This window comes from Streptomyces sp. NPDC030862 (genome assembly GCF_055571835.1).
The window spans coordinates 404861-429559 of the sequence record NZ_JBVIEN010000003.1; the positions used below are offsets into that span (position 1 = coordinate 404861).

Annotated in this window: 23 protein-coding genes and 1 riboswitch; of the genes, 8 read left to right on the plus strand and 15 right to left on the minus strand. The window is 73.7% G+C overall.

All coding sequences use genetic code 11. From position 1 onward, the window contains the following. Nucleotides 1-25: 25 nt before the first annotated feature. The 3 genes from ACZ42X_RS09835 to ACZ42X_RS09845 form a co-directional block, all read right to left on the minus strand. Nucleotides 26-610 carry a hypothetical protein gene (locus tag ACZ42X_RS09835; protein ID WP_468286370.1) on the minus strand — a complete coding sequence of 195 codons (585 nt, stop codon included), beginning with the start codon at nucleotides 608-610 and terminating at the stop codon, nucleotides 26-28. An 8-nt stretch (nucleotides 611-618) separates the two neighbouring features. Continuing rightward, complete coding sequence (gene metG, locus ACZ42X_RS09840) at nucleotides 619-2226, minus strand: methionine--tRNA ligase (RefSeq protein ID WP_468286372.1); 1608 nt, start codon at nucleotides 2224-2226, stop codon at nucleotides 619-621. Nucleotides 2227-2327: 101 nt separating this feature from the next. Further along, complete coding sequence (locus tag ACZ42X_RS09845) at nucleotides 2328-3608, minus strand: VWA domain-containing protein (RefSeq protein ID WP_468286375.1); 1281 nt, start codon at nucleotides 3606-3608, stop codon at nucleotides 2328-2330. 549 nt (nucleotides 3609-4157) lie between these two features. Between ACZ42X_RS09845 and ACZ42X_RS09850 the strand changes: the two genes are divergently transcribed. Beyond that, on the plus strand, nucleotides 4158-6218 hold the full coding sequence (locus tag ACZ42X_RS09850) for a PhoX family protein (RefSeq protein WP_468286378.1): 2061 nt from the start codon (nucleotides 4158-4160) through the stop codon (nucleotides 6216-6218). 20 nt (nucleotides 6219-6238) lie between these two features. On the opposite strand, the gene ACZ42X_RS09855 is transcribed toward ACZ42X_RS09850, so the two are convergent. The 5 genes from ACZ42X_RS09855 to ACZ42X_RS09875 all read right to left on the minus strand — a co-directional run bounded on the left by ACZ42X_RS09855 (nucleotide 6239) and on the right by ACZ42X_RS09875 (nucleotide 11992). Beyond that, complete coding sequence (locus tag ACZ42X_RS09855) at nucleotides 6239-7243, minus strand: hypothetical protein (RefSeq protein WP_468286380.1); 1005 nt, start codon at nucleotides 7241-7243, stop codon at nucleotides 6239-6241. Next, on the minus strand, nucleotides 7243-8721 hold the full coding sequence (locus tag ACZ42X_RS09860; RefSeq protein ID WP_468286383.1) for an APC family permease: 1479 nt from the start codon (nucleotides 8719-8721) through the stop codon (nucleotides 7243-7245). Before ACZ42X_RS09860 ends, ACZ42X_RS09855 begins: the two co-directional genes overlap by 1 nt. 57 nt (nucleotides 8722-8778) lie before the next feature. Next, the gene (locus ACZ42X_RS09865) at nucleotides 8779-10722 is read right to left on the minus strand and encodes an FUSC family protein (protein WP_468287474.1); all 1944 of its coding nucleotides are present in this window, start codon (nucleotides 10720-10722) and stop codon (nucleotides 8779-8781) included. Nucleotides 10723-10783: 61 nt separating this feature from the next. Then, nucleotides 10784-11011 (minus strand): DUF2630 family protein, encoded by a 228-nt coding sequence (locus tag ACZ42X_RS09870; protein ID WP_468286386.1) that lies wholly within the window; start codon nucleotides 11009-11011, stop codon nucleotides 10784-10786. Nucleotides 11012-11029: 18 nt separating this feature from the next. Continuing rightward, on the minus strand, nucleotides 11030-11992 hold the full coding sequence (locus ACZ42X_RS09875) for an endonuclease/exonuclease/phosphatase family protein (protein WP_468286388.1): 963 nt from the start codon (nucleotides 11990-11992) through the stop codon (nucleotides 11030-11032). Between the two features lie 186 nt (nucleotides 11993-12178). Between ACZ42X_RS09875 and ACZ42X_RS09880 the strand changes: the two genes are divergently transcribed. Further along, the gene (locus tag ACZ42X_RS09880) at nucleotides 12179-12580 is read left to right on the plus strand and encodes a hypothetical protein (protein WP_468286391.1); all 402 of its coding nucleotides are present in this window, start codon (nucleotides 12179-12181) and stop codon (nucleotides 12578-12580) included. A 48-nt stretch (nucleotides 12581-12628) separates the two neighbouring features. Here ACZ42X_RS09880 and ACZ42X_RS09885 read toward each other — a convergent pair whose 3' ends face one another. Further along, nucleotides 12629-13696, minus strand: a complete 1068-nt coding sequence (locus ACZ42X_RS09885; protein WP_468286394.1) for an LLM class flavin-dependent oxidoreductase — start codon at nucleotides 13694-13696, stop codon at nucleotides 12629-12631. A gap of 119 nt (nucleotides 13697-13815) precedes the next feature. On the opposite strand from ACZ42X_RS09885, the gene cbiE reads away from it, so the two are divergent. Next, nucleotides 13816-15066 carry a precorrin-6y C5,15-methyltransferase (decarboxylating) subunit CbiE gene (cbiE, locus tag ACZ42X_RS09890; protein WP_468287477.1) on the plus strand — a complete coding sequence of 417 codons (1251 nt, stop codon included), beginning with the start codon at nucleotides 13816-13818 and terminating at the stop codon, nucleotides 15064-15066. Then, complete coding sequence (gene cobM / locus ACZ42X_RS09895; protein ID WP_468286397.1) at nucleotides 15063-15812, plus strand: precorrin-4 C(11)-methyltransferase; 750 nt, start codon at nucleotides 15063-15065, stop codon at nucleotides 15810-15812. Before cbiE ends, cobM begins: the two co-directional genes overlap by 4 nt. Nucleotides 15813-15816: 4 nt before the next feature. Here cobM and ACZ42X_RS09900 read toward each other — a convergent pair whose 3' ends face one another. Further along, the gene (locus ACZ42X_RS09900) at nucleotides 15817-16935 is read right to left on the minus strand and encodes a cobalt-precorrin-5B (C(1))-methyltransferase (protein ID WP_468286400.1); all 1119 of its coding nucleotides are present in this window, start codon (nucleotides 16933-16935) and stop codon (nucleotides 15817-15819) included. Nucleotides 16936-16946: 11 nt separating this feature from the next. Here ACZ42X_RS09900 and ACZ42X_RS09905 point away from each other — a divergent pair, with 11 nt between their 5' ends. The 3 genes from ACZ42X_RS09905 (at nucleotide 16947) to ACZ42X_RS09915 (ending at nucleotide 18877) form a co-directional block, all read left to right on the plus strand. Further along, entirely contained in the window at nucleotides 16947-17702 is a 756-nt protein-coding gene (locus tag ACZ42X_RS09905) for a cobalt-precorrin-6A reductase (RefSeq protein ID WP_468286403.1), read from the plus strand. After that, nucleotides 17699-18013, plus strand: a complete 315-nt coding sequence (locus tag ACZ42X_RS09910; RefSeq protein WP_468286405.1) for a hypothetical protein — start codon at nucleotides 17699-17701, stop codon at nucleotides 18011-18013. Before ACZ42X_RS09905 ends, ACZ42X_RS09910 begins: the two co-directional genes overlap by 4 nt. Nucleotides 18014-18094: 81 nt before the next feature. Further along, nucleotides 18095-18877, plus strand: coding sequence for a CehA/McbA family metallohydrolase domain-containing protein (locus ACZ42X_RS09915; protein ID WP_468286408.1), 783 nt, complete (start codon nucleotides 18095-18097; stop codon nucleotides 18875-18877). A 2-nt stretch (nucleotides 18878-18879) separates the two neighbouring features. On the opposite strand, the gene ACZ42X_RS09920 is transcribed toward ACZ42X_RS09915, so the two are convergent. After that, nucleotides 18880-20379 (minus strand): alpha/beta hydrolase, encoded by a 1500-nt coding sequence (locus tag ACZ42X_RS09920; RefSeq protein ID WP_468286411.1) that lies wholly within the window; start codon nucleotides 20377-20379, stop codon nucleotides 18880-18882. A 108-nt stretch (nucleotides 20380-20487) separates the two neighbouring features. Between ACZ42X_RS09920 and ACZ42X_RS09925 the strand changes: the two genes are divergently transcribed. Next, on the plus strand, nucleotides 20488-20661 hold the full coding sequence (locus tag ACZ42X_RS09925; RefSeq protein ID WP_468286414.1) for a hypothetical protein: 174 nt from the start codon (nucleotides 20488-20490) through the stop codon (nucleotides 20659-20661). Between the two features lie 6 nt (nucleotides 20662-20667). Here ACZ42X_RS09925 and ACZ42X_RS09930 read toward each other — a convergent pair whose 3' ends face one another. Genes ACZ42X_RS09930 through ACZ42X_RS09945 form a run of 4 tightly spaced genes read right to left on the minus strand, consistent with a single transcriptional unit; the run spans nucleotide 20668 to nucleotide 24507 of the window. Beyond that, nucleotides 20668-21111, minus strand: a complete 444-nt coding sequence (locus tag ACZ42X_RS09930; RefSeq protein ID WP_468286417.1) for a hypothetical protein — start codon at nucleotides 21109-21111, stop codon at nucleotides 20668-20670. Continuing rightward, nucleotides 21108-22610 (minus strand): precorrin-3B C(17)-methyltransferase, encoded by a 1503-nt coding sequence (gene cobJ, locus ACZ42X_RS09935; protein ID WP_468287480.1) that lies wholly within the window; start codon nucleotides 22608-22610, stop codon nucleotides 21108-21110. Before cobJ ends, ACZ42X_RS09930 begins: the two co-directional genes overlap by 4 nt. 23 nt (nucleotides 22611-22633) lie before the next feature. Next, nucleotides 22634-23281, minus strand: a complete 648-nt coding sequence (locus tag ACZ42X_RS09940) for a precorrin-8X methylmutase (RefSeq protein ID WP_468286420.1) — start codon at nucleotides 23279-23281, stop codon at nucleotides 22634-22636. Beyond that, nucleotides 23278-24507 carry a cobalamin biosynthesis protein CobG gene (locus ACZ42X_RS09945; protein WP_468286423.1) on the minus strand — a complete coding sequence of 410 codons (1230 nt, stop codon included), beginning with the start codon at nucleotides 24505-24507 and terminating at the stop codon, nucleotides 23278-23280. The genes ACZ42X_RS09940 and ACZ42X_RS09945 overlap by 4 nt, the downstream gene beginning before the upstream one ends. A 10-nt stretch (nucleotides 24508-24517) precedes the next feature. Continuing rightward, nucleotides 24518-24666: riboswitch (cobalamin riboswitch) on the plus strand. Nucleotides 24667-24699 lie beyond the last annotated feature (33 nt).

The following is a 24699-nucleotide window of genomic DNA, read 5'->3' on the forward strand; positions in this document are numbered from 1 at the left end:
TCAGATTTTCGATTGCAACGTTACTTTACGGTTCATCCATGGGGGAGGGGGTGAAGCCGTCGGGACGGGTGAGGCCCGCGAGGGAGAGGGCGTCGGATACGGCCGGCCAGGAGTCGGGGTCCGGGTGGTAGCCCGTGGACTGGTGGGTGAGGGACGTGGCCGTCCAGCCGTCGCCGTCGTGGGTGAAGGGCTCGGCGAGGTCGTCGGGTGTCTGCTCGGAGGCCCAGGCGGCGAAGTCCCCCGGCGTGCGGATCGCCCGGCCCTCGGTGCCGGGGCGCACGGCGGCCCGGATCGCGGGGTCGCCGACGTACCCGTAGAGGCGTGGTCCGGTCGGCGAGATGGCGGTGGTGTGGCGCAGGCGCGGGACCGCGTCGCCGGAGAAGGTGACCTTGGCCGAATGGGCCGTGTCCAGCGCCTCGACGCGGCGGCTGTACCGCTGGATCGCCGTGACGGTCAGGCGGCCGTCCTCGAAGGTCTGGCCCACGCGTACGGGGCCCGACCAGCACCGTACGACGCACACCGGGCCATCCACCGAGTAGATCTCCAGCTGGGGTACGGCGAGGCCGCCGGCTCCGGGTGGGAGCGCGGCGGCATCGGCGTCGGTGTGCATGGGGCGGGTCAGGCCTTCTTCGGGTCCTCCAGGCGGGGGAAGAGCACCGCGCCCTTCGTGACCGTCGCGCCGGCGGGCAGCTGCCCCCACGTGGCGGCGTCCTGGACGCGCTGGTCGGCCAGGGCGCCCAGGGCGGGCTCGGCGCCCAGGGAGTCCCACAGCTTGGCCGAGGTGTCCGGCATCACCGGGTTCAGCAGGACCGCGACCGCGCGCAGGGCCTCCGCGGCGGTGTAGAGGATCGTCGCCAGGCGGGCCCGGCCCTCCTCGCTGTCGTCCTTGGCCACCTTCCACGGCTCCTGCTCCGTGATGTAGCCGTTGACCTGCTTCACGAAGTCGAAGATCGCCAGGATGCCGCCCTGGAAGTCCAGCTCCTCGCCGATCTTCCGGTCCGCCTCCGTGACCGCCGTGGCCAGGCCCGCCTGGACGGCCTCCTCCGCCGCTCCGGACGCGGTCGCGGCGGGCAGGGCGCCCTCGAAGTACTTGCCGACCATCGCCGCCACGCGCGAGGCGAGGTTGCCGTAGTCGTTCGCCAGCTCGGAGGTGTAGCGGGCGGTGAAGTCCTCCCACGAGAACGACCCGTCGCTGCCGAACGCGATCGCCCGCAGGAAGTACCAGCGGTACGCGTCCACACCGAAGTGCGAGGTCAGGTCCTGCGGCTTGATGCCCGTCAGGTTCGACTTCGACATCTTCTCGCCGCCGACCATCAGCCAGCCGTTCGCCGCGACCTTGCCCGGCACCGGCAGTCCCTGTGCCATCAGCATCGCGGGCCAGATCACCGCGTGGAAGCGCAGGATGTCCTTGCCGACCAGGTGCACGTTCGCCGGGAACGTCTCGTCGAACTTCGCCGGGTTCTCGTTGTAGCCGACCGCCGTGGCGTAATTCAGCAGCGCGTCGACCCACACGTAGATGACGTGCTTCTCGTCCCACGGGATCGGAATGCCCCAGTCGAACGTCGACCGCGAGATGGAAAGGTCCTGAAGGCCCTGCTTCACGAAGTTCACGACCTCGTTGCGGGCCGACTCCGGCTGGATGAAACCGGGGTTCTTCTCGTAGAAGTCGAGCAGCTTCGGGCCGTACTCGCTCAGCTTGAAGAAGTAGTTCTCCTCCTTGAGGATCTCCACCGGCTTCTTGTGGATCGGACACAGCTTCGTGCCGTCCTCCGCCTCGATGAGATCGCCGGGGAGCTTGTACTCCTCACAGCCCACGCAGTACGGGCCCTCGTACCCGCCCTTGTAGATCTCGCCCTTGTCGTACAGGTCCTGCACGAATTCCTGGACGCGGTCCGTGTGCCGCTTCTCCGTGGTGCGGATGAAGTCGTCGTTCGCGATCTCCAGGTGCTCCCAGAGGGGCTTCCACGCCTCCTCGACGAGCTTGTCGCACCACTCCTGCGGAGTGACGTTGTTCGCGTCGGCCGTGCGCATGATCTTCTGACCGTGCTCGTCCGTGCCGGTGAGGTACCACACCTTCTCGCCACGCTGACGGTGCCAGCGGGTGAGCACGTCGCCTGCGACGGTCGTATAGGCGTGGCCCAGGTGAGGAGCGTCGTTGACGTAGTAAATGGGGGTCGTGACGTAGTACGCCTTCGTCCCCTGCTTCTCGGATCCAGTGGCCGCCATGGTCGAAATCCTATCCGCCGCCGCGCGCTGCCCTCACCTTCGTTTCAAGGGGGGAGACGGCCGGGCCCCGGCCGTCTCCCCCCTCGGGCGTACGTCGTCGGTCAGACCGACCAGTCCGCGAGGAGCTCGCGGTAGAACGTCGCGTGCGGGACCTCCCGGGGCTCCGGGCCCGCGTGGAAGAAGCCCGCGTTCTCCGCCTGCAGCTTGCGCAGGTAGTCGAACGCCTTCGCGTCCTTCTCCCCGAACGCCACGAACCGCCACTGGATGCCGCCCGCGCGAGCCGCCGCGTCCGCCAGCGCCTGCGTCGCCGCCGTCTTCGACTCCGGCGCGCCGTCCGTCTGGAAGATCACCAGCGCCGGGCGGTCGGCCGCGCCGGACTTCTCGTGCAGCGAGAGCACCTCCGCGATCGCCCGGTCGTAGTTGGTCCGGCCCATGCGGCCGAGGCTGTCGTGCAGGGCCTCGATCTTGCCGTCGACGTCGTCCAGGGTCACCTCGCCGGTGCCGTCGATCTCCGTCGAGAAGAACACCACCGGGACGGTGGCGTCCTTGTCCTCGTCCAGGTGCGCGGCGAGCGCGAGCGCCTGCTCGGCGAGGTGCTGGGCGCTGCCGTCCTTGTAGTACGGGCGCATCGACCCGGACCGGTCCAGCACCAGATACACGCCGGCCCGCGCGCCGGTGAGGCCGCGCTTCTTGAGTACGGAGCCGGCGGCCTTGTACGCGTCCACGACCGCGCCCTGGGGCGCCCGTGCCTTGACGCGGGCGAGCGTGTGCGCGGGCTTGCCGGCGGGCGCCGTCGGCTGCTCTTCGGCGGGCTCCGCCGATGCGGCCGCGGCCGCGGGCGTGGGCGTGGTGTCGTCGGTGCTGTCGTCGCTGTCGGTGCCGTCCTCGCTCTCGGCGGGGGCCGGCGCTTCGGCGACGGGCTCCGGCTGCGCCTCCGGCTCGGGCTCCGGCTGGGGCGCGGGGGCCTCGGCGGCAGGAGCTGCCTCTGGCTCTGCCTCGACCTCGACCTCGGCCTCGGGCTCCGGCTGGGCCTCGGCGGCCTCGGGCTTGGCCTCCGGCTCCGGGGCCTCCGCAGCGGCGGCCACCTCCGGCTCCGGGGTCTCGGCGGCCACGACCTCGGCCTCCGGCTCCGGCTGGGCCTCGGCGGCCTCGGGGGCCGCGGCCTTGGTCTCCGGCTCCGGGACCTCGGCGGCAGGCGCAGCGTCCGCCTCTGGGGCCTTCGCAGCGTCCGCCTCCGGGGCCTCCGCAGGCTTGGGTACCCCGGCCGCCTCGGGTGAGGGCTCAGGCGCCTCGGGCGTCCCCGGCGCCGACGTGGACGACGCGTCCCGCGCCGGGGGGATCGTCGTGCGGCGCGGGCGAGGCGCGTCGAAGGCGGCGGCCACCAGGTCCGCTGCCGCCTGTTCCGCGGAGGACGACTCCGCCGGAGAAGGCGCCGCCGAAGACGACTCCGCCGGAGAAGGCGCCGCCGAAGACGACTCCGCCGAAGAGGGCGCCGCGGACGAGGGCGCCGCAGGGGAAGACACCGCAGGGGCCGATTCCGCGGGGGAAGCAGGTGACTGCGACGGAACCGTCGTCGTCGGGGGCACCGCCCGTTCCGTCTGGGGCGGGACGGAGGGGGCCGTGGCCGCCGACTCGTTACGCTCCGCACGGTCGCGTCCAAACACCTTGCGCAGCAAGCTCCGAATGCCCATGGGCGAGGCCTTTCGCATGTTGGGTGCCGTGTATGTCCGTACTGCCGGAATCATCCCCGGCCGGGGCGGACACGTAAGGTTAGCCGCCCCGTGTGGCGCCGAAAGGCAAGGGGCAATCGCGTCAACCCCGCCCCCGACGCCCTCGATTCATGCATCGTTCATCTTGTCGCCGCCGCGCTGCTCATATCCGCACTTAGCGTCACGCCGGACGGAATTCGCGAAACGAGGAAGAGGAACGAAGTGCGCAGACTGCTGCCGCTGCTGAGCACCCACTCGCACGGGGGCGGTCGGTCCGCCCTCACCTGCCGCTACCGCTGCGGTGACGCCTGCTTCCACGAGGTGCCGAACACCAGCGACAACGAGTACGTCGGCGACGTCATAGCCGGCGCCCTCTCGCGCCGGTCGATGATGCGGGCCACCGCCGCCGTGACCGTCGCCGCCACCGCGGGCGGCGCCCTCGCCGTACAGGGCGGACAGGAGGCGGTCGCCGCCACCCCGGCGGTCCCTGCCGCCGGGAAGAGCGCGGGCAAGAGCGCGGGCGCCCGCGGGCTCCGCTTCGCCCCCGTCGCGCCCAACACGGACGACAAGGTCACCGTCCCCGACGGCTACGCCCAGAGCGTCGTCATCCGCTGGGGCGAGCCCATCCTGCGCGGCGCGCCCGCCTTCGACGCCGACAAGCAGTCCGCGAAGGCGCAGGCCGGGCAGTTCGGGTACAACAACGACTTCCTGTCGCTGCTGCCCCTGAAGGGCGAGTACGGGCGCCAGGTGATGGTCGCCAACCACGAGTACACGGACGAAGTCCTGATGTTCAAGGGGTACGACCCCGAGAACCCGACCCGTGAGCAGGTCGAGATCGCCTGGGCCGCGCACGGGCTGTCCGTGGTCGTCGTGCAGGAGGAGCACCGCTCCGGCCGGCTCACGCCCGTGACCCGCCACCCGCTCAACCGCCGCCTCACCGCCACCAGCGCGTTCGAGCTCACCGGTCCGGCGGCGGGCGGCGACCTGCTCAAGACCAGTGCCGACCCGGCCGGCCGTACGGTCCTGGGCACCCTCAACAACTGCGCCGGCGGCACCACCCCCTGGGGCACCACGCTCCACGGCGAGGAGAATTTCAACCAGTACTTCGCCCACGGCTCGTCCCCGACCGACAAGCGGTACGGCATCGGTTCCGGCGCCACCGAGCGCAAGTGGGAGCGGTTCGACAAGCGCTTCGACGTCAAGCAGGAGCCCAACGAGCCGCACCGCTTCGGCTGGGTCGTCGAGCTCGACCCGTACGACCCCGACTCCACGCCCCGCAAGCGCACCGCGCTCGGCCGCTTCAAGCACGAGGCCGCCCAGCCGCGCCTGACGGCCGACGGCCGGCCGGTCGTCTACATGGGCGACGACGAGCGGTTCGACTACTTCTACAAGTTCGTCTCGTCGAAGCGGATGATGAAGGGCACCTCGCGCCGCGCCCGCGAGCACAACCTGACGCTGCTCGACGAGGGCACGCTGTACGTCGCCAAGCTCACCGGCGACTCCCCGGGCGACGTCGACGGCACCGGCAAGCTGCCGAACGACGGCGAGTTCGACGGCAGCGGTCAGTGGATCCCCCTCGCGACGGGCACGACCAGCCACGTCCCCGGCATGACCGCCGAGGAGGTGTACGTCTTCACCCGCGTCGCCGCCGACAAGGTGGGCGCCACCAAGATGGACCGCCCCGAGGACGTCGAGCCGTCCCCGCGCACCGGCCGCGTCTACGTCGCGCTGACGAACAACAAGGACCGCGGCGCGGCCGGCAAGGCCGGTGCCGACGAGGCCAACCCGCGCAACACCAACAAGCACGGCCACGTGCTGGAGCTCGCCGAGCACTGGGACGACCCGGCCTCCGACGGCTTCGCGTGGCGGCTGTTCCTCGTCGCGGGCGACCCGGAGGACCCGGCGACGTACTTCGCGGGCTACCCCAAGGAGAAGGTCAGCCCCATATCCTGCCCCGACAACGTCGCCTTCGACCCGTACGGCAACCTGTGGATCTCCACCGACGGCAACCAGCTCGGGTCGCACGACGGCCTGTTCGCCGTCGCCACGCAGGGCGAGCGGCGTGGTGAGCTGAAGCAGTTCCTGACCGTGCCGACCGGCGCCGAGACGTGCGGGCCGGTCATCCAGGAGCGGCGCGTGCTCGTCGCCGTCCAGCACCCGGGCGAGGTCGACGGCGCGTCCGTCGAGAAGCCCGCCTCCGCCTGGCCGGACGGACCCGGGAAGCTCGTCCGCCCGGCGGTCGTCGCCGTGTACCGCAAGGACGGCCGGAACATCGGCGTCTGACGCGTCTGACCCACGGGGGGTCACGAGGTGGTGCGGGCCGTCCCCCCGCGCCACCTCGTGTACTGCTGCGCCGGGTCGCCCGTGTACGCCCACGGCATCCACGACGCCCGCGCCCCCAGCAGCCCGAACAGCTCCCCGTACACCTCCGGCAGGCCCGCGTGGCAGGCGGCGTGCGTCAGGAAGTTGAGCGGCTCGACCTCCTCCGGCCGGACCGGCCCGGGCGCGCGGCCGCCGATCCAGCGGTCCCGCGTGCGCCGCACCTCCGTGGCCGCCAGCTCGTGCTTCCAGTGCTGGTCGAAGCCGCGCACCGGGCCCCGGCCGTGCCCGCTCTCGACGACGTACCGGTACTCCTCCACCCGCGCGATCTGCACCAGGACCGGCAGCGGCGAGCCGGGCGGCGCCGCGCCCGCCGCGTCCCGCGCGAAGTCGTACATCGCGCCGTGGGTGCCGTGCCACCGCGCCGACCAGTAGCGCAGCAGCTGGACGTGGCCCTCCAGGTTGTACGGGTCGCGGCGCCGCAACTCGTCCCACCAGCCGCGCAGTTCACGGCGACCGACACCGCCCTCGTACAGCCGCGCCACCGTCAGCAGCGACACCCACGGCATCGGGTCGGCGGGCCGCGCGTCCGCCGCGGTCAGGCAGGCGAGGACCGTGGCGTCGAGGCGCGCCCGGTCCACCGCGGCGCCCGGGCCGGGCGGCGTGCCCGCCGCGATCGCGGTGGTGAAGACCCGTACGACCTCGGTCGCGGCCCGCAGCACCGCCGCGTCCGGGTGGTCTGGCTCGGCCGCCCGCCACGCCTCCACCACCGTGGAGTCGGCCGCCGCGTGGGCCAGCATCCGCAGCCGCAGGGTGCGCCGGGCCCGGTCCCCGTCCGATGCGGCCAGCAGGTCGCGTACGCCCTGCCAGCGGCCGATGACGATGTCGTGCCGGGCGGCGGTCAGCGCCCGGTCCCCGAAGTCCGGGTCGAAGTCGGGCGTGAAGCGGGCCGAACGGCGGTGGGCCGACCGCCGGCGGGCGGCCGCCATCAGAAGTCCGTCGCCAGCGGCTCGCCCGCGCCGCCGCGCCGTTGCCCCGGAACACCGCCGTACGGTTCCGCCGCCGCCATCGCGCGCACCGCGTCGAGCCGCGCCGGGCAGCGGTAGTACGCGCTGCCCTTGCGCCAGTACCAGAGCATCGGCACGAGCCCGGCGGCCAGCCCGCCCAGGCCGACGGTCACCGAGGTGGGGCTCAGCTCCTCCAGCGCCGTGACGAACACCCAGAACATGTACGCCGAGCCGAGCAGCGGCCACGCCCCGCCCAGCACGAAGTCCCGTACGGAGGCGAACAGCATCCTCCGGTAGGCCACGACCGCGGCGATGCCGGCGAGGCCGTAGTAGAAGGCGATCTGCAGGCCCATGGCGTGGACCGCCTCGCCCAGGATGTCGCCCACCGAGCCGAGCGCCGTGGCCGCCGCGAACAGCGCCAGCGCCACCGCCCCCACGACGGTGACGGCCACCCACGGCGTGTTCCAGCGGCGGTGTACGGAGCCGAGGGCGGCCGGCATCGTACGGTCCCGGCCCATCGCGAAGAGGGAGCGCGTCACCTGGATCAGCGTGGTCTCCAGGGTCGCGACGGTGGACAGCATGACCGCCAGGATCAGCAGCTTGCCGCCCCAGCCGGGCCAGATCGCGCGGCCGAGCAGCGCGAGGACACCCGTGCCGACCTCCGCGATCTCGTGGGAGGACAGGATGATGTTGACGGCGATCGTGAACGCCTCGAAGAGGAGGAAGACGATCCCGATGCCGACGAGCGCCGCGAGACCGGCGGTGCGGCGGCTGTTCCGGGTCTCCTCGCTGAGGTTGCTGGTGACGTCCCAGCCCCAGTAGCAGAAGGCGGCGATCAGCGCGCCGGACGCGAAGCCCGAGACGCCGTCGAAGTGGGAGAAGCCGAGCCACGACCAGTCGAAGGCGGCGGCCGAGCCGCGGTGCAGCAGCGCGCCGCCCACGAAGAGCAGGAGGACGGCCAGCTCGACGCCCGTGATGAGGAGTTGGGCCCGCGCGGTGAGCCGCGCCCCGCCCAGCACCACCAGCAGCATCACCAGGAACCAGCCCGCTCCGACGGCGGTGGCGAGCGTGGTGTCGGCGGCGAGGTACGGGTCGAACAGCGCGAGGGTCAGCTGTCCGGCGGGCAGCGACCCGGCCACCATGAAGATCGTGGCGGCCACCACCAGGGCCCAGCCGGAGAGGAACCCCAGGAAGGGGTGGAGGGTGCGTCCCACCCAGGAGTAGCCGGCGCCCGCGTTGACGTCGATCCGGCCGAGCCGGCCGAAGGCCAGCACGATGCCCAGCATCGGGATCGCGCAGTAGAGCAGCGCGGCGGGCGCGGCGAAGCCGACGGCGCCGACGAGGACGGCGGTGGTGGCGGCCAGCGAGTACGCGGGGGCGCTGCCGGCGACGGCCATCACGATCGTGTCGAACGTACCGAGGACATTGGGCTGGAGACCCCTGGGAGTGATGCTGCGCATGGCGAATGTCCTTGGAAGGCACGGCATATGACGGCATATAGCGGTAGGTGCGGTGGTTCAGGAGCGGTGCTGCACGCGTGGATCGTGCGCATCGTAGTCGGGCCCGGGCGAGGCGATCGCGCGGGCCGCCCGCACCTCCTGGCGCAGCGGCCCGAGCACGCTGCTCCCCTCTTCCCCGCCGCCGTCGTCCCATTCCGCCCGTACGCCCGTGATGACGTGGCTCGTGCGCAGGCCCGCCGCCAGTTCGCGCAGTTGCCGCTCGACCTCCGCCGCCTCGGCGGGGTCGGGTGGCGGGGCGCCGTGGTCGACGCGGACCCGGGCGGCGGTCGTCGCGTCGATAATTCGCTCGACGGCGACGACCAGCGGCCACCAGGCGGTGGCGCGGGTGCCGGTGGGCGGCGGCTCGGTCAGCGCCCGCTGGAACTCGGCCCGTACGGTCGACAGGTCCCGGTACAGGCGGCGCCGGGCGCGGACCCGCGCGCCCGGGTCGCATTCCGCCTCGGGGCCGAAGGCGCGGGAGACGTAGCGGGCGGCGTCGGCGACCGCGTCGGCGAGGCGGTCGCCGATCCGGGTGTGCCAGCTCTCCGGCCACAGCAGGTAACCCGCGACGAGCGTGATCGCGCACCCGAGGAGCGAGTCGTACAGGCGCGGCAGGACCAGCTCGAAGCCCTGCCGGTTCAGCCAGTCCGAGAGGAGCAGGATGACGGGCGTGATGGCGGCCGTCTGGAAGGCGTACCCCTTCGCCGAGAACGCCGGGATCAGCGCGGCCAGCAGCATCATCACGGGCACGTCCCACCAGCCGCGCGGCACCTCCGCGAGGACGAGCGCGGCGATGGCGAGCCCGGCGACCGTGCCGAGGGCGCGCAGCACGGCGCGGGAGAAGACCGAGCCGAAGTCGGGCTTGAGGACGAAGGTGACGGTGAGCGCCACCCAGTACGAGCGGGGGACGGCGATCAGGGAGACGAGCGACTGCGCGATGCCGATGCACACCGCGAGGCGCAGCCCGTAGCGCCATGAGCCTTCGGAGACGAGGGCGTCGCGGGCGGCGCGCCGGGCCCGTACGGAGAGTGCGGCGGGACGGTCGAGGCGGTCGAGCGAACCGGTCTCCGTGCCGTGGACGACGGTGGCGGCGTGGCGCAGGGCGTGGTCGACGGCGCGCTCGGAGGGGGTGGTGGGGCCGGGGAGGCGCAGCTGTGGGGGCGGGGCGGGCCGCTCGCTCTCGACGGCCGCCGCGAGGGCCTCCACCGCCGCCGGGATCGCGGCGGGCAGCGGGCGGCCGCGCAGATGGGCCGCGGGCGCGGCCTCGACGATGGGGATCACGGCGTTGAGCTGCGCCAGCTGCCGCACCAGCGTCGGGTTGCGCCCGTGGTCGCGGGCGCGGCGGGCGAGGACGAGGTCGTACGCGGTGTTGAGGGCCCGGGTGACGGCGGGGCGGCGGTCCTCGTACGCGGGCGTGCCCGCCGCCGCGAGGAGCGCGGCGATGGCGCGGTAGGTGGCGGCGACGGCCACCCGTTCCGGTACGCCGCCCCGCAGGGGCCAGCCGAGCAGCGTGAGGGCGAGGACGACCGCGCCGCCGAGGGTGAGCAGCAGCGGCGCCTTCCACCAGGGGCTCGGCATGGGCAGGCCGGCGCCGACGACGGCGTTGAGGAGCAGCAGCAGCCCGGAGACGGAGGCGACGGCGCCGATCGACGAGATCATGCCGGAGGCGAGCGCGATCAGCGTGAGTACGGCGACGGCGGCCCAGCCCTCCCCGTACACCAGCGTGCCGAGGGTGACGCCGAGCGCGCCGAAGAGCTGCGGCACGGCGATGTTGAAGATCCGCATCCGGTACGCGTCGGCGGTGTCGCCGATGACCCCGGACAGGGCGCCCATCGACACCAGGGCCCCGTACAGCGGCTGCCCCACGGCGAGGCCGACCGCGAGGGGCGCGGTGAGCGCGACGGCGGCGCGGGCGACGGCGGCCCACGGGACGGGCGCGGGCTGCGGGCGCAGGGCCCGCATCAGCCACTCGGGCGGCGCGAGCCGGACGGCCCTGCTGGTCTCCGCCACGTGGCTCGGGGGCTCAGTAGGCCTCGTCACCGGGCGGGCGGACCGTCGCGGTGTCGGGGTCGCCGCCGAACTCCTCCTTGGCGCGCCGCTGCCGCAGCAGATCCCAGCACTGGTCGAGCTGGGCCTCCAGGGACCGCAGGCGCGCCCGCTCGTCGTCGGTGAGGGCGCCGGAGCGGTCGTGCAGGGCCCGTTCCTCGCGGACGAGTGCTCCGATGTGGTCGAGGATTTGCTCGTTGTCCATGGACTCCACCTTCCCGGATCAGGGACGGGCGTGCAGGTCGAGCTCGACGAGCAGGGACCGGTGGTCGCTGCCCGGCACGTCGAGGAAGCGGGCGCCGCGCACCGAGAAGTCGTCGCCGACGAGGACGTGGTCGATCTGGACGTACGGCGGCGGGAGCGGCCTTTCGCGCGGCCACGACGGCGTGCGGGCGTGCCCCGCGAGGCGGGCGGCGTCGTGCAGGCCGCCGGCGTCGAGTACGGCCCGGAAGGCTGCGTGGTCCTGGCTCGCGTTGAAGTCCCCGGCGACGAGGAGCGGGTCGCCGCCGCGCGCCTGCCGGTGCCGGGCGGCGTCCTCGCGCAGCAGCCCCAGCTCGCGCTTCCACGCGGCGATCTGCCCGGGCAGCGGCGGCAGCGGGTGCGCGAGCCGCAGCCGTACGTCCCGGCCGTGGACGCGCGCGGTCGCGCCGGGCATGCCCAGGGCGGAGGGCAGCGCGGGATGGGGCGTGAGCGGGTACCCGCCCAGGATCACGGACCCGGCGGACCCGGGCCCCACGACCTGCGCGCGGTACGGGTACGCGGCGCTCAGCGTGCGTACGCAGGCGGGGTCGCACTCGGAGACGAAGACCAGGTCCGGCCGCTCGCGCCGGATCACCCGCAGCAGTCCGGGTGTCGCCTGCCCGAACTCGACGTTCGACGCCAGCACCCGGAGGCGGGCCGCCGCCACGACGGGCCGGTCGCGGGCGCTGGTGGTGTCCGGGCCGTACGGCTGGACGTACCAAGCGGTGACCGCGAGGACGGCGGCCGCCCAGCCGACGAGCGCGGGGCGGCGGGCGGCGAGGGCGACGAACAGGGCGCAGGCGGCGGGGACGGTGAGCCAGGGGAGGAAGGAGAGCAGCTGCGGTACGGGAGTGACGGCGTCGGTGTCGAGAAGCCGGCAGACAGCGACGAGGGTGGGTGCGGCGAGGAGCAGCGCGACGGCCCAGAGGGCGGCACGGCGGGGCACCCCGGAATTCTGGCACGTACGGGGCGGCCGCGGGGCGCCTTGGACGGGGGCGGACCGGCCTCGGGGTGGGCGCTCACCGGGCTCGGACCGGGCTCGGGCCGGCCTCCGCGTCACTGATCCACTTGCCGGACGGCCGCCACCGGTGTGCTCTGAGGGAGTGAAGTGAGTGCGTGGAAGGAGCCACCCATGTCCGCACCCGCCACACCCGGCTACACCCGCGCCCGCCACCGCGACGAGAGCCGGACCCGGACCCGTACGGGCTGGAGGATGGCCCTCGTCCTCGGTTTCCTCTTCGCCCTCTACGCCCAGCACATCGAGCGCGACGGGCGCACGATCACCTTCGGTATCGCGATGCTGGGCCTCATCAGCGGCGTGGTCTTCGGCGGCCTGTACTACCTCCTGCGCCGCACCCAGGCGTTCCTGCCGCGCGAGCTGCGGGCGGCGGCGTACGGCGCGCTCGTCGGGCTGGGTGTCGGCTGGCTCTACAGCCTGAGCGGCGCCAGCGTCCTGACGGCGGCGGCGGTGTCGCTGGTGGTGGCGGCGGGGGCGGGGCTCATCGCGTTCTACGTCTTCTACACGCACGAGTGAGTACGGGCACGAGTGAGTACGGGCACGAGTGAGCCGTCCGCGCAAGCGCTAGCGCGTCGTGGCCGGGTGGGGCGGGGCCGTCTCCGGGACGCCCGCCGGGCGCAGGGCCGCGAACTCCTCGCGCAGGACGGGGACGACCTCCTCGCCGAGCAGGTCCAGCTGCTCCAGGACCGTCTTGAGCGGCAGCCCCGCGTGGTCGAGGAGGAACAGCTGGCGCTGGTAGTCGCCGGCCGTGCGGCGGAAGGTGAGGGTCCGCTCGATGACCTGCTGCGGGGAGCCGACGGTCAGCGGCGTCTGGGCGGTGTACTCCTCCAGCGAGGCGCCGTGCCCGTACACCGGGGCGTTGTCGAAGTAGGGCCGGAACTCCCTTACCGCGTCCTGCGCGTTGCGCCGCATGAAGACCTGGCCGCCCAGGCCCACGATGGCCTGCTCGGGGTCGCCGTGACCGTAGTGCGCGAACCGCTCGCGGTAGAGGGTCACCATCCGCTTGGTGTGCTCCTGGGGCCAGAAGATGTTGTTGTGGAAGAAGCCGTCGCCGTAGTACGCGGCCTGCTCGGCGATCTCGGGGGAGCGGATGGAGCCGTGCCAGACGAAGGGCGGTACGCCGTCCAGCGGGCGCGGCGTGGCCGTGAAGCCTTCCAGCGGCGTACGGAAGTGGCCCGTCCAGTCGACGGACTCCTGCCTCCACAGCAGGTGGAGAAGTCCGTAGTTCTCGATGGCGAGCGGGATGCCCTGCCGGATGTCCTGCCCGAACCATGGGTAGACGGGCGGGGTGTTGCCGCGCCCCAGCATCAGGTCGACGCGGCCGTCCGCGAGGTGCTGGAGCATCGCGTAGTCCTCGGCGATCTTCACCGGGTCGTTGGTGGTGATGAGGGTCGTGGACGTCGACAGCACCAGCCGGCGGGTGCGGGCGGCGATGTACCCGAGGAGGGTCGTCGGGGACGACGGCACGAAGGGCGGGTTGTGGTGCTCGCCGGTGGCGAAGACGTCGAGGCCGACCTCCTCGGCCTTGAGGGCGATCGTCACCATGGCCGCGATCCGCTCGTGCTCGGTCGGCGCCCGGCCGGTCGTCGGGTCGGGGGTCACGTCGCCGACGCTGAAGATCCCGAACTCCATCGCCCTCACACCTCTCGAAACCGGGGTCGGTAGGGACACGGGTACCCGTCGGCGGGCCCGCCCAGAGGTGGTGGGCACGTGACCACCCGATAGGGTTCGGGCCCGTGAGCAGCAGCCCCATAGATCCCGGTCCCGTCCCTGTGGCCGTCGTCGGCATCGGCGCGGACGGCTGGGCCGGGCTCGGTGACGCCTCCCGGGACGCCCTGCGCGGCGCCGAGGTCGTCATCGGCGGCGACCGGCAGCTCGCCCTGCTGCCGCCCCAGGAGTGCCGGGGTGAGCGCGTGGCCTGGCCCTCGCCGCTGCGGCCCGCCGTGCCCCGGCTGCTGTCCGCGCACGCCGGGCGCCGGATCGCCGTGCTCGCCAGCGGTGACCCCCTGTTCTACGGCATCGGCCGCGCCCTCGCCGAGACCGTCGGCCCCGAGCGGCTGCGCGTCCTGCCGCACCCGTCGTCGGTCTCGTACGCCTGCGCCCGTCTCGGCTGGCCCCTGGAGGACACCGAGACCGTCACGCTGGTCGGCCGGCCCCTCGCCTCGCTGGCCGCCGCGCTGCACGACGGGCGGCGGCTGCTGGTGCTCAGCGCGGGCGCGGCGACGCCCGGGGAGGTCGCGGCCCTGCTGCGGGAGCGCGGCTTCGGGCCGAGCGCCCTGCGCGTACTGGAGCAGCTCGGCTCCCCGGAGCGCGAGCGCGTCCTGACCGGCACCGCCGACGACTGGCCCCACGCGCCCGGCGACCCGCTCAACGTCATCGCCGTCACCTGCGCACGCGCCGACGGCGCCCTGCGCCTCGGGGCCGTGCCCGGCCTGCCCGACGCGGCGTACGAGAACGACGGCCAGCTCACCAAGCGCCATGTGCGCGCCGCGACGCTCGCCGCGCTGGCGCCCGCGCCCGGCGAACTGCTGTGGGACGTCGGCGGCGGCTCCGGCTCGATCGGCATCGAGTGGATGCGGACGCACCGCACCTGCCGCGCCATCGCCATGGAGCGCTCCGCCGAGCGGGCCGCACGCATCACCCGCAACGCGGAGGCGCTGGGCGTCCCCGCGCTGCGCGTGGTCACCGGGCCCGCGCCCGAGGCCCTCGCCGGCCTGCCCGCGCCCGACGCGGTGTTCATCGGCGGCGGGCTGACCGCGCCCGGGCTCCTCGACGCCTGCTGGGACGCCCTGCGGCCGGGCGGGCGGTTCGTCGCCAACACCGTGACCCTCGAATCCGAGGCGCTGCTCGCCGACCGCTACCGGCGGTACGGCGGCGAGCTCGTACGGCTCGCGGTCGCGCATGCCGTCCCGGTGGGCGGTTTCACCGGCTGGCGCCAGGCCATGCCGGTCACGCAATGGTCCGTTACCAAGCCCGGAGCACCTGGAGCAGTTTCACGATGACCGTCTACTTCATCGGTGCGGGCCCCGGCGCCGCCGACCTGATCACCGTGCGCGGCGCGCGCACCCTCGCCTCCTGTCAGGTGTGCCTGTACGCCGGCTCGCTCGTGCCGCGCGAGCTGCTCGCCGAGTGCCCGCCGGGGGCGCGGCTCGTCGACACCGCGCGCCTCGACCTGGACGCCATCACGGCGGAACTGGTCCGCGCCCACGAGGAGGGCCACGACGTCGCCCGCCTCCACTCCGGCGACCCGTCCGTCTTCAGCGCCGTCGCCGAGCAGATGCGGCGGCTGGACGCGGCCGGCATCCCGTACGAGGTCGTGCCCGGTGTACCGGCCTTCGCGGCCGCGGCGGCCGCGCTGAAGCGGGAGCTGACCGTGCCGACCGTGGGCCAGACGGTCATCCTGACCCGCATCGCCGAGCAGGCCACGCCCATGCCCGAGGGCGAGGACCTCGCCACCCTGGGCCGCAGCGGCGCGCTGCTGGTGCTGCACCTGGCGGCCCGGTACGTCGACCGCGTCGTCGCCGAGCTGGTGCCGCACTACGGCGAGGACTGCCCCGCCGCCGTGGTCGCTCTCGCATCCCGGCCGGACGAGGTGATCCTGCGGGGCACGCTCGCGGACATCGCCGCGGCGACGAAGGAGGCGGGCATCACGCGGACGGCGGTGATCCTGGTGGGCCGCACGCTGGGTGCCACGCAGTTCCGTGACAGCCACCTGTACTCGCCGGAGCGGGACCGGCACGTCTGCTGACGCTTCAGCCCTTCACCTCGCTGCGGCCGACGACCGTCCCGGCCCGGTCGATGCAGACGACGTCCACCGCGACCGGGGCGCCGCGCAGCACGGCGAGGGCCTGGTCGCGGGCGGTGACGGCGACCAGGTCGCCCAGCGGCACGCCCCGCGCGGCGCACAGCTGCAGCGCGGCGAGCCCGGTGTTGGCCTCCGTCACCCGCGCCGCGAGCTCCTCGTCGGCGCCGCCCGCGCGGGCCAGTTCCGCGAGGAACCCCTTGTCGACCTGGGAGCGCGCCGAATGGAGGTCGAGGTGGCCGGCGGCCAGCTTGGACAGCTTGGCGAAGCCCCCGCAGATGGTGAGCCGCTCGACCGGGTGCCGGCGTACGTACTTCAGCACCGCGCCCGCGAAGTCGCCCATGTCCAGGAGCGCGTCCTCGGGCAGCCCGTAGAGGGAGACGACCGTCTTCTCGGACGTCGAGCCCGTGCACCCGGCGAGGTGCGTGCGGCCCGCCGCCCGGGCGACGTCCACGCCGCGCCGGATGGAGTCGATCCAGGCGGAGCAGGAGTACGGCACGACGACCCCGGTCGTACCGAGGATGGACAGCCCGCCCAGGATCCCGAGGCGGGGGTTCCACGTGGAACGGGCGATCTCCTCGCCGTCGTCGACCGAGACCGTGATCTCGACGTCGCCGGTGCCGCCGTGCGCGGCGGCGACGCGGGCGACGTGCTCGCGCATCAGCTGCCGGGGCACGGGGTTGATGGCCGGCTCGCCCACCTCCAGCGGCAGCCCGGGCCGTGTGACCGTCCCGACGCCTGGCCCGGCGCGGAACACCACGCCGACGCCCGGCGGGAGCATCCGGACCGTGGCCCTGATCAGTGCCCCGTGCGTCACATCGGGATCGTCCCCGGCGTCCTTGACGATCCCGGCCATGGCGCGGTCGTCCGTCAGCTCCTCGGTGGCGAGGGCGAAGGCGGGTGTCTGCCCCTTCGGCAGGCTGATGGTCACCGGGTCGGGGAAGTCCCCGGTGAGCAGCGCGGTGTACGCGGCGGTCGTGGCCGCCGTGGCACAGGCCCCGGTCGTCCACCCGGAACGGAGCCCGGTGTGCTTGAGTTGCGCACTGCGCCCACCCGTCGCCTCACCCATGGACCGTCACCGTGCACATACTCCTCCTCGGCGGTACGACCGAGGCCCGCCGCCTGGCCGAGTCCCTGCACACGCAGGCCGCCGTGCGGGTGACCACCTCGCTCGCGGGCCGCGTGGCCGCCCCGCGGCTGCCCCCGGGCGAGGTGCGGATCGGCGGCTTCGGCGGAGCGGAAGGCCTCGCCCGCTGGCTGCGCGCACACCAGGTGGACGCGGTCATCGACGCCACTCATCCCTTCGCGGACACCATCAGCTCGAACGCGGCCCGGGCGGCCGCCGCAGCCCATGTTCCCCTGCTCGCCCTGCGCCGTCCCGGGTGGGCCCCCGCCGAGGGCGACGACTGGCACCTGGTGGACACCCTCCACGAGGCGGCGGACACGGCCCGGCGGCTCGGCCGCCGCGTCTTCCTCACCACCGGCCGCATGGGCCTCGCCTCCTTCGCCCACGTCACCGACGCCTGGTTCCTCCTCCGCTCGGTCGACCCCCCGGAGCCCCCCTTCCCGCCCCACCTGCAGGTCCTCCTCGACCGCGGGCCCTTCACCCTGGAGGGCGAGCGCGAGGTGCTGCGCCGCCACGCCGTCGACGTCCTGGTCACCAAGGACAGCGGCTCCACCGCCACGGCACCGAAGCTGGCGGCCGCCCGCGAGGCCGGCCTCCCGGTCGTCGTGGTCCGACGGCCGCCGGTGCCGGCGGGGGTCGCGTCGGTGGGGACGGTGGAGGAGGCGGTGGCGTGGGCGGTTGCCCTGACCGCCGGGCCGGGCACCGAGTGACCGCCGCGCGGCGGCGGCCGACGGATGGGTTCGCGTCGGCCCTGTGCGCGGTGGTGCTGGTCCTCCTCCACGCCGTCGGCGGCTTCTTCGTACTCAATGCCCTGCTCACCGAGTCCGAAGGCCCCTGGGACGTGACCGTCACCGACACGGTTCGGCTGATGGCCGTGCTCGGCCTGGGCACCGAACTGCTGGCGACGGCGGTCACGGCGGCCTTCGTCGCGCTGGGATGCGTACGACGGTGGTGGAACGCCGTTGCCGCCGTGCTGACCCTCACGGCGATCATCCGGATGGTCCTCGCTCCGGGGCCGTGAGGGCTTCCTGAGCCGGCCTCGCCCTGCTCACGCGTCGAAGGCGTCCTGCGCGACTACGCGTCCACCGGCCACGAGTTCCTCATGTTCTCCGAGCAGAACCACTACACGACCCGGGCCCACATCGACGCCGAGGGGCTTGAGGGCGACGGCATGCTGATCATTCCTGGGGCGGAGCTCGACAACGAGTGCGTCCTCCACGACCACCACCTCAGCCACGTCAACCCGTCCGACTCCTGCCATGTGCCGCACAAGTCCTCGCTGACGGCGATCGCGGAGCTCGCCCACGCCGACACCAACTCCCTCGTGGTGTTGCTGCACCCCAAGTACCCGGGTCGGCCGTACCACGAGTTCGTCGGCGTCGACGCCCTTGAAATCGTCAACGGCTGGTACCTGCACCGCCCGGAGGACCACCACAGCCCTTTCGCCTTCGACGTTTGGGACCACCTCCTCCAGAACGGCCACCGGGTGTGGGGGGTGGGCGGCGATTGCAGCGTCAAACACAATGACTTCAACCAGGCATGGATCGTGGTGTGCGCGGCGGAGCGGACCGTCGATTCCATCGTCTCGGCCATTCGCCACGGCCGGTTCTACGCCTCCACCGGCGTGACCATCGACAAGGTGGTCGTCGACGGAATGACGATCACCATCGAGACGCAGGACGCCCACCGCATCTACGCCATCGTTGATGGGGCCCCCGGCCACCTTCTCCCCACGGCGCCCACCGCGACGTACTCCATGCCCCACCACGCGCGGTACGTCCGGTTCGAATGCGTCGGCCCGGACGACACCTGGAACGGCGACTACAGCTGGGACCCGTCCCTCTGCCTCCAGCGGGCCTGGACCCAACCCATCTGGGTGCGCTGAGATCAGCGAGCGGCATGGGCGCAATACGTGTCCCGGTCCGGGCGCTCGCCGGTCAGGAGGAAGTCCGTCACCGCCCTGTCGCCGCAGGCGTTGCCGTGCGCCAGGTAGGACCCGTGGCCGCCTGCGTCGACCGTGACCAGGCGGGCGCGGTCGCCGAAGGACTCGCGCATCTTCAGGGCGCCGACGTACGGGGTCGCGGGGTCGCGGAGGTTCTGGAGCATCAGGATGGTGGAGGGGCCCTCGTCGGTGATGCGGGTGGGCTTGTCCGTGGGGGCGTCCTTCCAGAAGGAGCAGGGCGTGATGTTCACCGGCATGCCGGCCGTCAGGGGGTGGCGGGCGCGGTCGGTCGTCACGGCCTGCTGGTGAGCGGGTATCGAGGAGGGCCAGCGGACGTCGTTGCAGACGACCGCGAGGGTGACGGCCGCGTCGGTGTCGCTGAGGGCGCCTGCGACGTCGGGGGTGAGGGTCGGTATCGCCTGAGGGTCCTGGGCGGCGCGGACGAGGCCGGCGACCCGGGTGAAGTCGTTGGTGTTGAGGGCGTTCTGGAGGGACTGGCGCAGGCGGTTGCCGGTCAGGGGGACGCCCGGGGTGGTGGTCGGACGGGGCGCGTGGTCCAGCTGCGCCGCCAAGGCGAGGAACAGCGGGCGCACGTCCTGCGGGCGGTCCGCGAGGCGCAGGTGCTCCGGGGTCGTGGGAGCCGAGGCCCAGGCCGCGAAGTCGGGGAACCGGTCCTCGGCGCCCCGCGCCATGTTCGCCAGCCAGCCGCGCTCCACGCGCGAGGGGTCCGGGTCGCCGTTGCTGTCCAGGACCCAGCGGTCCGTGCGGTGCGGGTACTTCTGCGCGTACACGGCGCCGACGTACGTCCCGTACGACAGGGCCCATGCCGACAGCCGCTCCTCGCCCAGCGCCTCGCGGAACCGGTCGATGTCGCGTACTTCGTTCGCCGTGGTGAGGCTGCGCAGCACCGGGCCGCCATGGCGGGCGCACGCCTCGGCGACGCGCCGGGAGCGGGTGACGTTCTCGGCGATGGAGCCGTCCGGGGAGGGCCATGAGCGCAACGTCACCAAGTGCCGGTCGGCCTCGGGGAGACGGCAGCTCGCGGTGGTGCTGCCGCCCACGCCCCGCGGGTCGAGGCTGACGAGGTCGTACGCCCCGGACAGCTCCTTCCGCAGCGCCTCGCCCTTCTGGGAGAGCATGCGCACCCCGGAGCCGCCCGGCCCGCTCGGTATCACCAGCAGCGTCCCGCGCCGCTCCTCCGGGCGCTCGCTGCGCAGGCGGGACACGGCGACGGTGAGCTGCGGGCCGTCCGGGTCGCGGTAGTCGACCGGCACGGTCAGATCGGCGCACTCCTGGCCGGGCAGCGCTCCCTTGTGCGTACAGGAGCCCCACGCGAGGGCGGGAGCGGCGGCCCCGGCCGAGGGCGCGGCTAAGGCGGTCAGGGTCGCGGCGACCGCCGACGCGGCGACGGCGAGCGCGAGGGTTCGTAAGGTGCGAGTGGTCATGCCTCGACGATCCCCGACCGGCCCGGTCCCGCCCATCCGGTGGCCCCGACAGCCGGTGCGGGGGCCAGCACCAGTGCGACCAAGGGCTTCGACTGCCACGCTGGGGCCATGACGAAGGAAACCGCCGGCGGCCCCCCGCAGGTCGACGCCGCCACCACTGACGTGCGGCACAAGCTGGACGAGCTCATAGCCGACTTCGAACGGCTCCACGGACCGGCTGATCCCCGGCGCGTAGCCGCCAAGCGTGCCAAGCTCACCGGCGCCGTTCCCGACGCCACCTGACGGCGGCTATCCGGCGCCGAAACGCGCCAGATGCCCCCGCAGCGCCGCCTCCATGTCGTCGACGCCGCCCTCAGTCGGCAGAGGGGACGGTGTCTCCTCACCGTCCTCCACGGCGAGGCTCGATATGAACCGCACCTGGTCCGGGGCGGGGGCGAAGTGGTCCCGGAGCCAGGTGGCGAAGGGGGCGACTTCGTCGGGGGTCACCTGGGTGAGGGTGATGAAGGCGCCGTCCGGTTCGCGCATCGCCGCTGTGCCGTCCACCCAGAGGCCCGGGGCGACTTCGAGGGTGAAGTCGAGCATCGGCGTGCCCAGGATGCCCGACTCGCGGTACTCCAGCTCCGCGCCGGGGAACGCCTCGCGCAAGGCGTTCCCCAGTGCAGGCAGTGTGGCGCGCCAGGCACCGCCGTCGTCCGCGGGCGGGTAGAAGGCGATGTGCGGGCGCGCCGTCACGCCTCCGGGTACCTCCGCGGCGTCCACGCCACCACGCGGTCGGAGCCGTCGGTCCGCCGCACCGCCTGGGTCTGGGAGGAGCCGATCAGCAGCAGGGTGCGCATGTCGACCTCCGTCGGGTCGAGGTCCATCAGCGGCAGGACGCGGACCGACTCCTCCGGGCCGCCGACGTCGCGGGCGACGACCACCGGGGTGTCCGGGGCGCGGTGTTCCAGCAGCAGTTCGCGGGCCTTGGCGACCTGCCAGGTGCGGGAGCGGGAGCCGGGGTTGTAGAGGGCCAGGACCAGGTCCGCCGAGGCGGCCGCGCGCAGGCGCTCGGCGATGACCTCCCAGGGCTTGAGGCGGTCCGAGAGGGAGATCGTCGCGTAGTCGTGGCCCAGCGGGGCGCCCGCCTTCGCCGCGGCGGCGTTCGCGGCCGTGACGCCGGGCAGGACGCGGACCGGGATGTCGAGGTACGGGTCCTGGGAGGCGACCTCCAGGACCGCCGTCGCCATGGCGAAGACGCCCGGGTCGCCGCCCGAGACCACCGCGACGCGGCGGCCGCGCCGGGCCAGGTCCAGGGCGAACTCGGCGCGCTCGGACTCGACCTTGTTGTCGGAGCCGTGGCGCCGCTGTCCCGGCCGGAGCACCGGCACCCGGTCCAGGTAGGTGGTGTAGCCGACGAGGTCGTCGGCGTTCACCAGCGCCCCTCGCGACTCCGGCGTCAGCCACGGCGCGCCCGCCGGGCCGGTGCCGACGACCACGACCTCGCCGCCGGTCTCCCGCGCCTCCGGGACCTCCGCGTCGATGCGCGACGGCAGCACCGCCACCGAGAAGTACGGCACCGTCTGCGGATCGACCGAGGCGAGCTCCCCGGTGCGCTCGCCGGACATGAACGCCCGCTCCACGTACCGGGCGTCCTCCAGCCGGCCCGCCCGCTCCAGCGCGCGCCGCACCGTGGGGAAGGTCCGGCCGAGCTTCATCACGACCGCCGAGTCCGTGGCCGCGAGCCGCGCCGTCAGCTCGTCCTCCGGCAGCGTGCCGGGGATGATCGTCAGCACCTCCTCGGCCTCGCACAGCGGCTCCCCGAGCCGGGCCGCCGCCGCGCTCACCGACGTGACGCCCGGGATGACCTCGGTGGCGTACCGGTGCGCCAGGCGCTTGTGCATGTGCTGGTACGAGCCGTAGAAGAGCGGGTCGCCCTCCGCCAGGACCGCGACCGTGCGGCCGGCGTCCAGGTGGGCGGCGAGCCGGGCCGACGCCTCCTCGTAGAAGTCGTTCAGCGCGCCCCGGTAGCCGCCCGGGTGGTCGGTGGTCTCCACCGTCAGCGGGTACATCAGCCGCTCTTCGATCTGGTCCTCGCGGATGTGCTCCGCCGCGATGGACCGGGCGATCGAACGGCCGTGGCGCGCGCAGTGGTACGCGATCACGTCGGCGGCCGCGATGGCCTTCACCGCCGCCACCGTCATCAGGTCCGGGTCGCCGGGGCCGAGCCCGACCCCGTACAGCTTTCCGCTCATGGCCGTCGTGCCCGTCGTGCCCGTCATGCCTGGATCTCCGCCTCGTGCGCGATCGCGTTGATCGCCGCCGCCGCCATCGCGCTGCCGCCCCGCCGGCCCCGGACCACCAGGGACTCCAGACCGGGGAAGGCCGCCAGCGCGTCCTTCGACTCGGCCGCGCCGATGAAGCCCACCGGGATGCCGAGCACCGCCGCGGGGCGCGGCGCGCCCGCGTCGATCATCTCCAGGAGCCGGAAGAGCGCGGTCGGGGCGTTGCCTATCGCGACGACCGACCCCTCCAGCCGGTCGCGCCACAGCTCCAGCGCGGCGGCGCTGCGCGTGGTGCCCAGCTCGGCGGCGAGGGCCGGCACGGACGGGTCGGAGAGGGTGCAGACCACGTCGTTGCCGGCGGGCAGCCGCTTGCGCGTGACACCGCTCGCGACCATCTGCGCGTCACACAGGATCGGCGCCCCGGCGCGCAGCGCCTCGCGGGCGCGGGCGACGACGTCCGGTGTATAGGCGAGGTCGCGGACGAGGTCGACCATGCCGCAGGCGTGGATCATCCGCACGGCGACCTGGCTCACGTCGGCCGGCAGCCCCGCGAGATCCGCCTCGGCGCGGATCGTGGCAAAGGACTGGCGGTAGATCTCCGCCCCGTCCTTCTCGTAGTCGAACACTCTGCTCTCGCTCATCTCGTCGGTCCTTGTACGGTCACGGTCGTCTGGTACGCGCCTTCGGCGGTCGCCACCACGTCCACCCACGCGACGCCTTGGGGATGGCCGCACCGGCGCGCGCAGCCCGACCAGTGGACCGGCAGGCCGCCGTCCACCGGGCGCGCGTCCGCCCGTACGTCGGCCAGGGCCTTCGCGCAGCCCGGCCGGCCCGTGCAGGCGGTCACGCCGACCCACGGCGAGTCGGCACGCGTGAGGAACCCGGTCCGGTCCAGCGCGCGCAGCCGCTCCTCCGCGGCCGCCCGGTCCGGGAAGCCCGGCAGTACGAAACCGCGCCAGGGCGTGACCCGCACCTCCTCGGCCGGCAGCAGCGCCCGGAACTGCGCCGTCGTCACCCGGCCCAGCCGCGCCAGCACCGAGACCGTGTCGTCGCCGACCAGCCCGGGCGCGAGAGGTGCGCCCGCCGGGACCACGGCATCCCGCACGGGTTCCGCCGCGATCGACGCCCGCCGCAGGTGTTCCGCCACGTCCACGTCCTGCCCCGCCGGCAGCTCCCGCACCCGCCACGCGCCCGTGCCCGCCTCCCGGGCCGCCGCGAGGAACGCCTCCGCCGCCGCCAGCGCGGCCCGCGGCGCGTCGGCGCCCGCCACCCGGTACGCGCCCGGGCCGCCGGCCTGCACGAGAGCCGTGCCCGCCGGTTCTGCGAGCAACGTCACATCCGGGGTCAGCGCCGCCACATCCCCCCGGCCGTCGTCGACGGCGAAGAGGAAGCGCCCGGAGAGCTCCAGCGTCCACTCCTCGGCGCACAGCAGCGCGTCCAGGCGCGCGGCCCACGCCTGCACCTCCGGGCCGGCGAGCGGCGAGACGACCATGTTCCGTACGCGCTCGTGCCGTTCGGACTCCGGCAGCAGCCCGGCGTCCCGCAGCAGCTCCGCGAGGCCGAGCCCGCAGCCCTCGCCGAGGCCCCGCAGTTCGAGGTTGCCGCGCGAGGTGAGGGAGAGGTGCCCGTCGCCGAGCCGGTCCGCCGCGTCGGCCAGCGCCAGCACCTGACGGGGCGTCAGTACGCCGGTGGGGATGCGCAGTCGGGCCAGCGCACCGTCGTCGGCCCGGTGCAGCCGCAGCGCGCCGGGGCAGGCGTCACCACGGTCGCGTACGCGGTCACGGTCACGGTCCCGCGCGCTGTCCCGTATGTGAGCTTCGCCCCGGTCCTGAGGCATGGGTGGGCTGGGCGGCATGGCGGCGAGCATACGCGCAGCCTCTACTATGCAGACGGCACAGGGTCCCAGGGCCCTAGGGAGGAAGCCCGGTGGGAATCCGGCGCGGTCCCGCCACTGTGAGTCCGCCGACAACTCCGCCGACAACGGAGACGACGGACGAGTCAGGAACTCCCGCCACCCACGACCACCCGGGGCGAGGACACCCCGAGGAAGGCCCGGCAC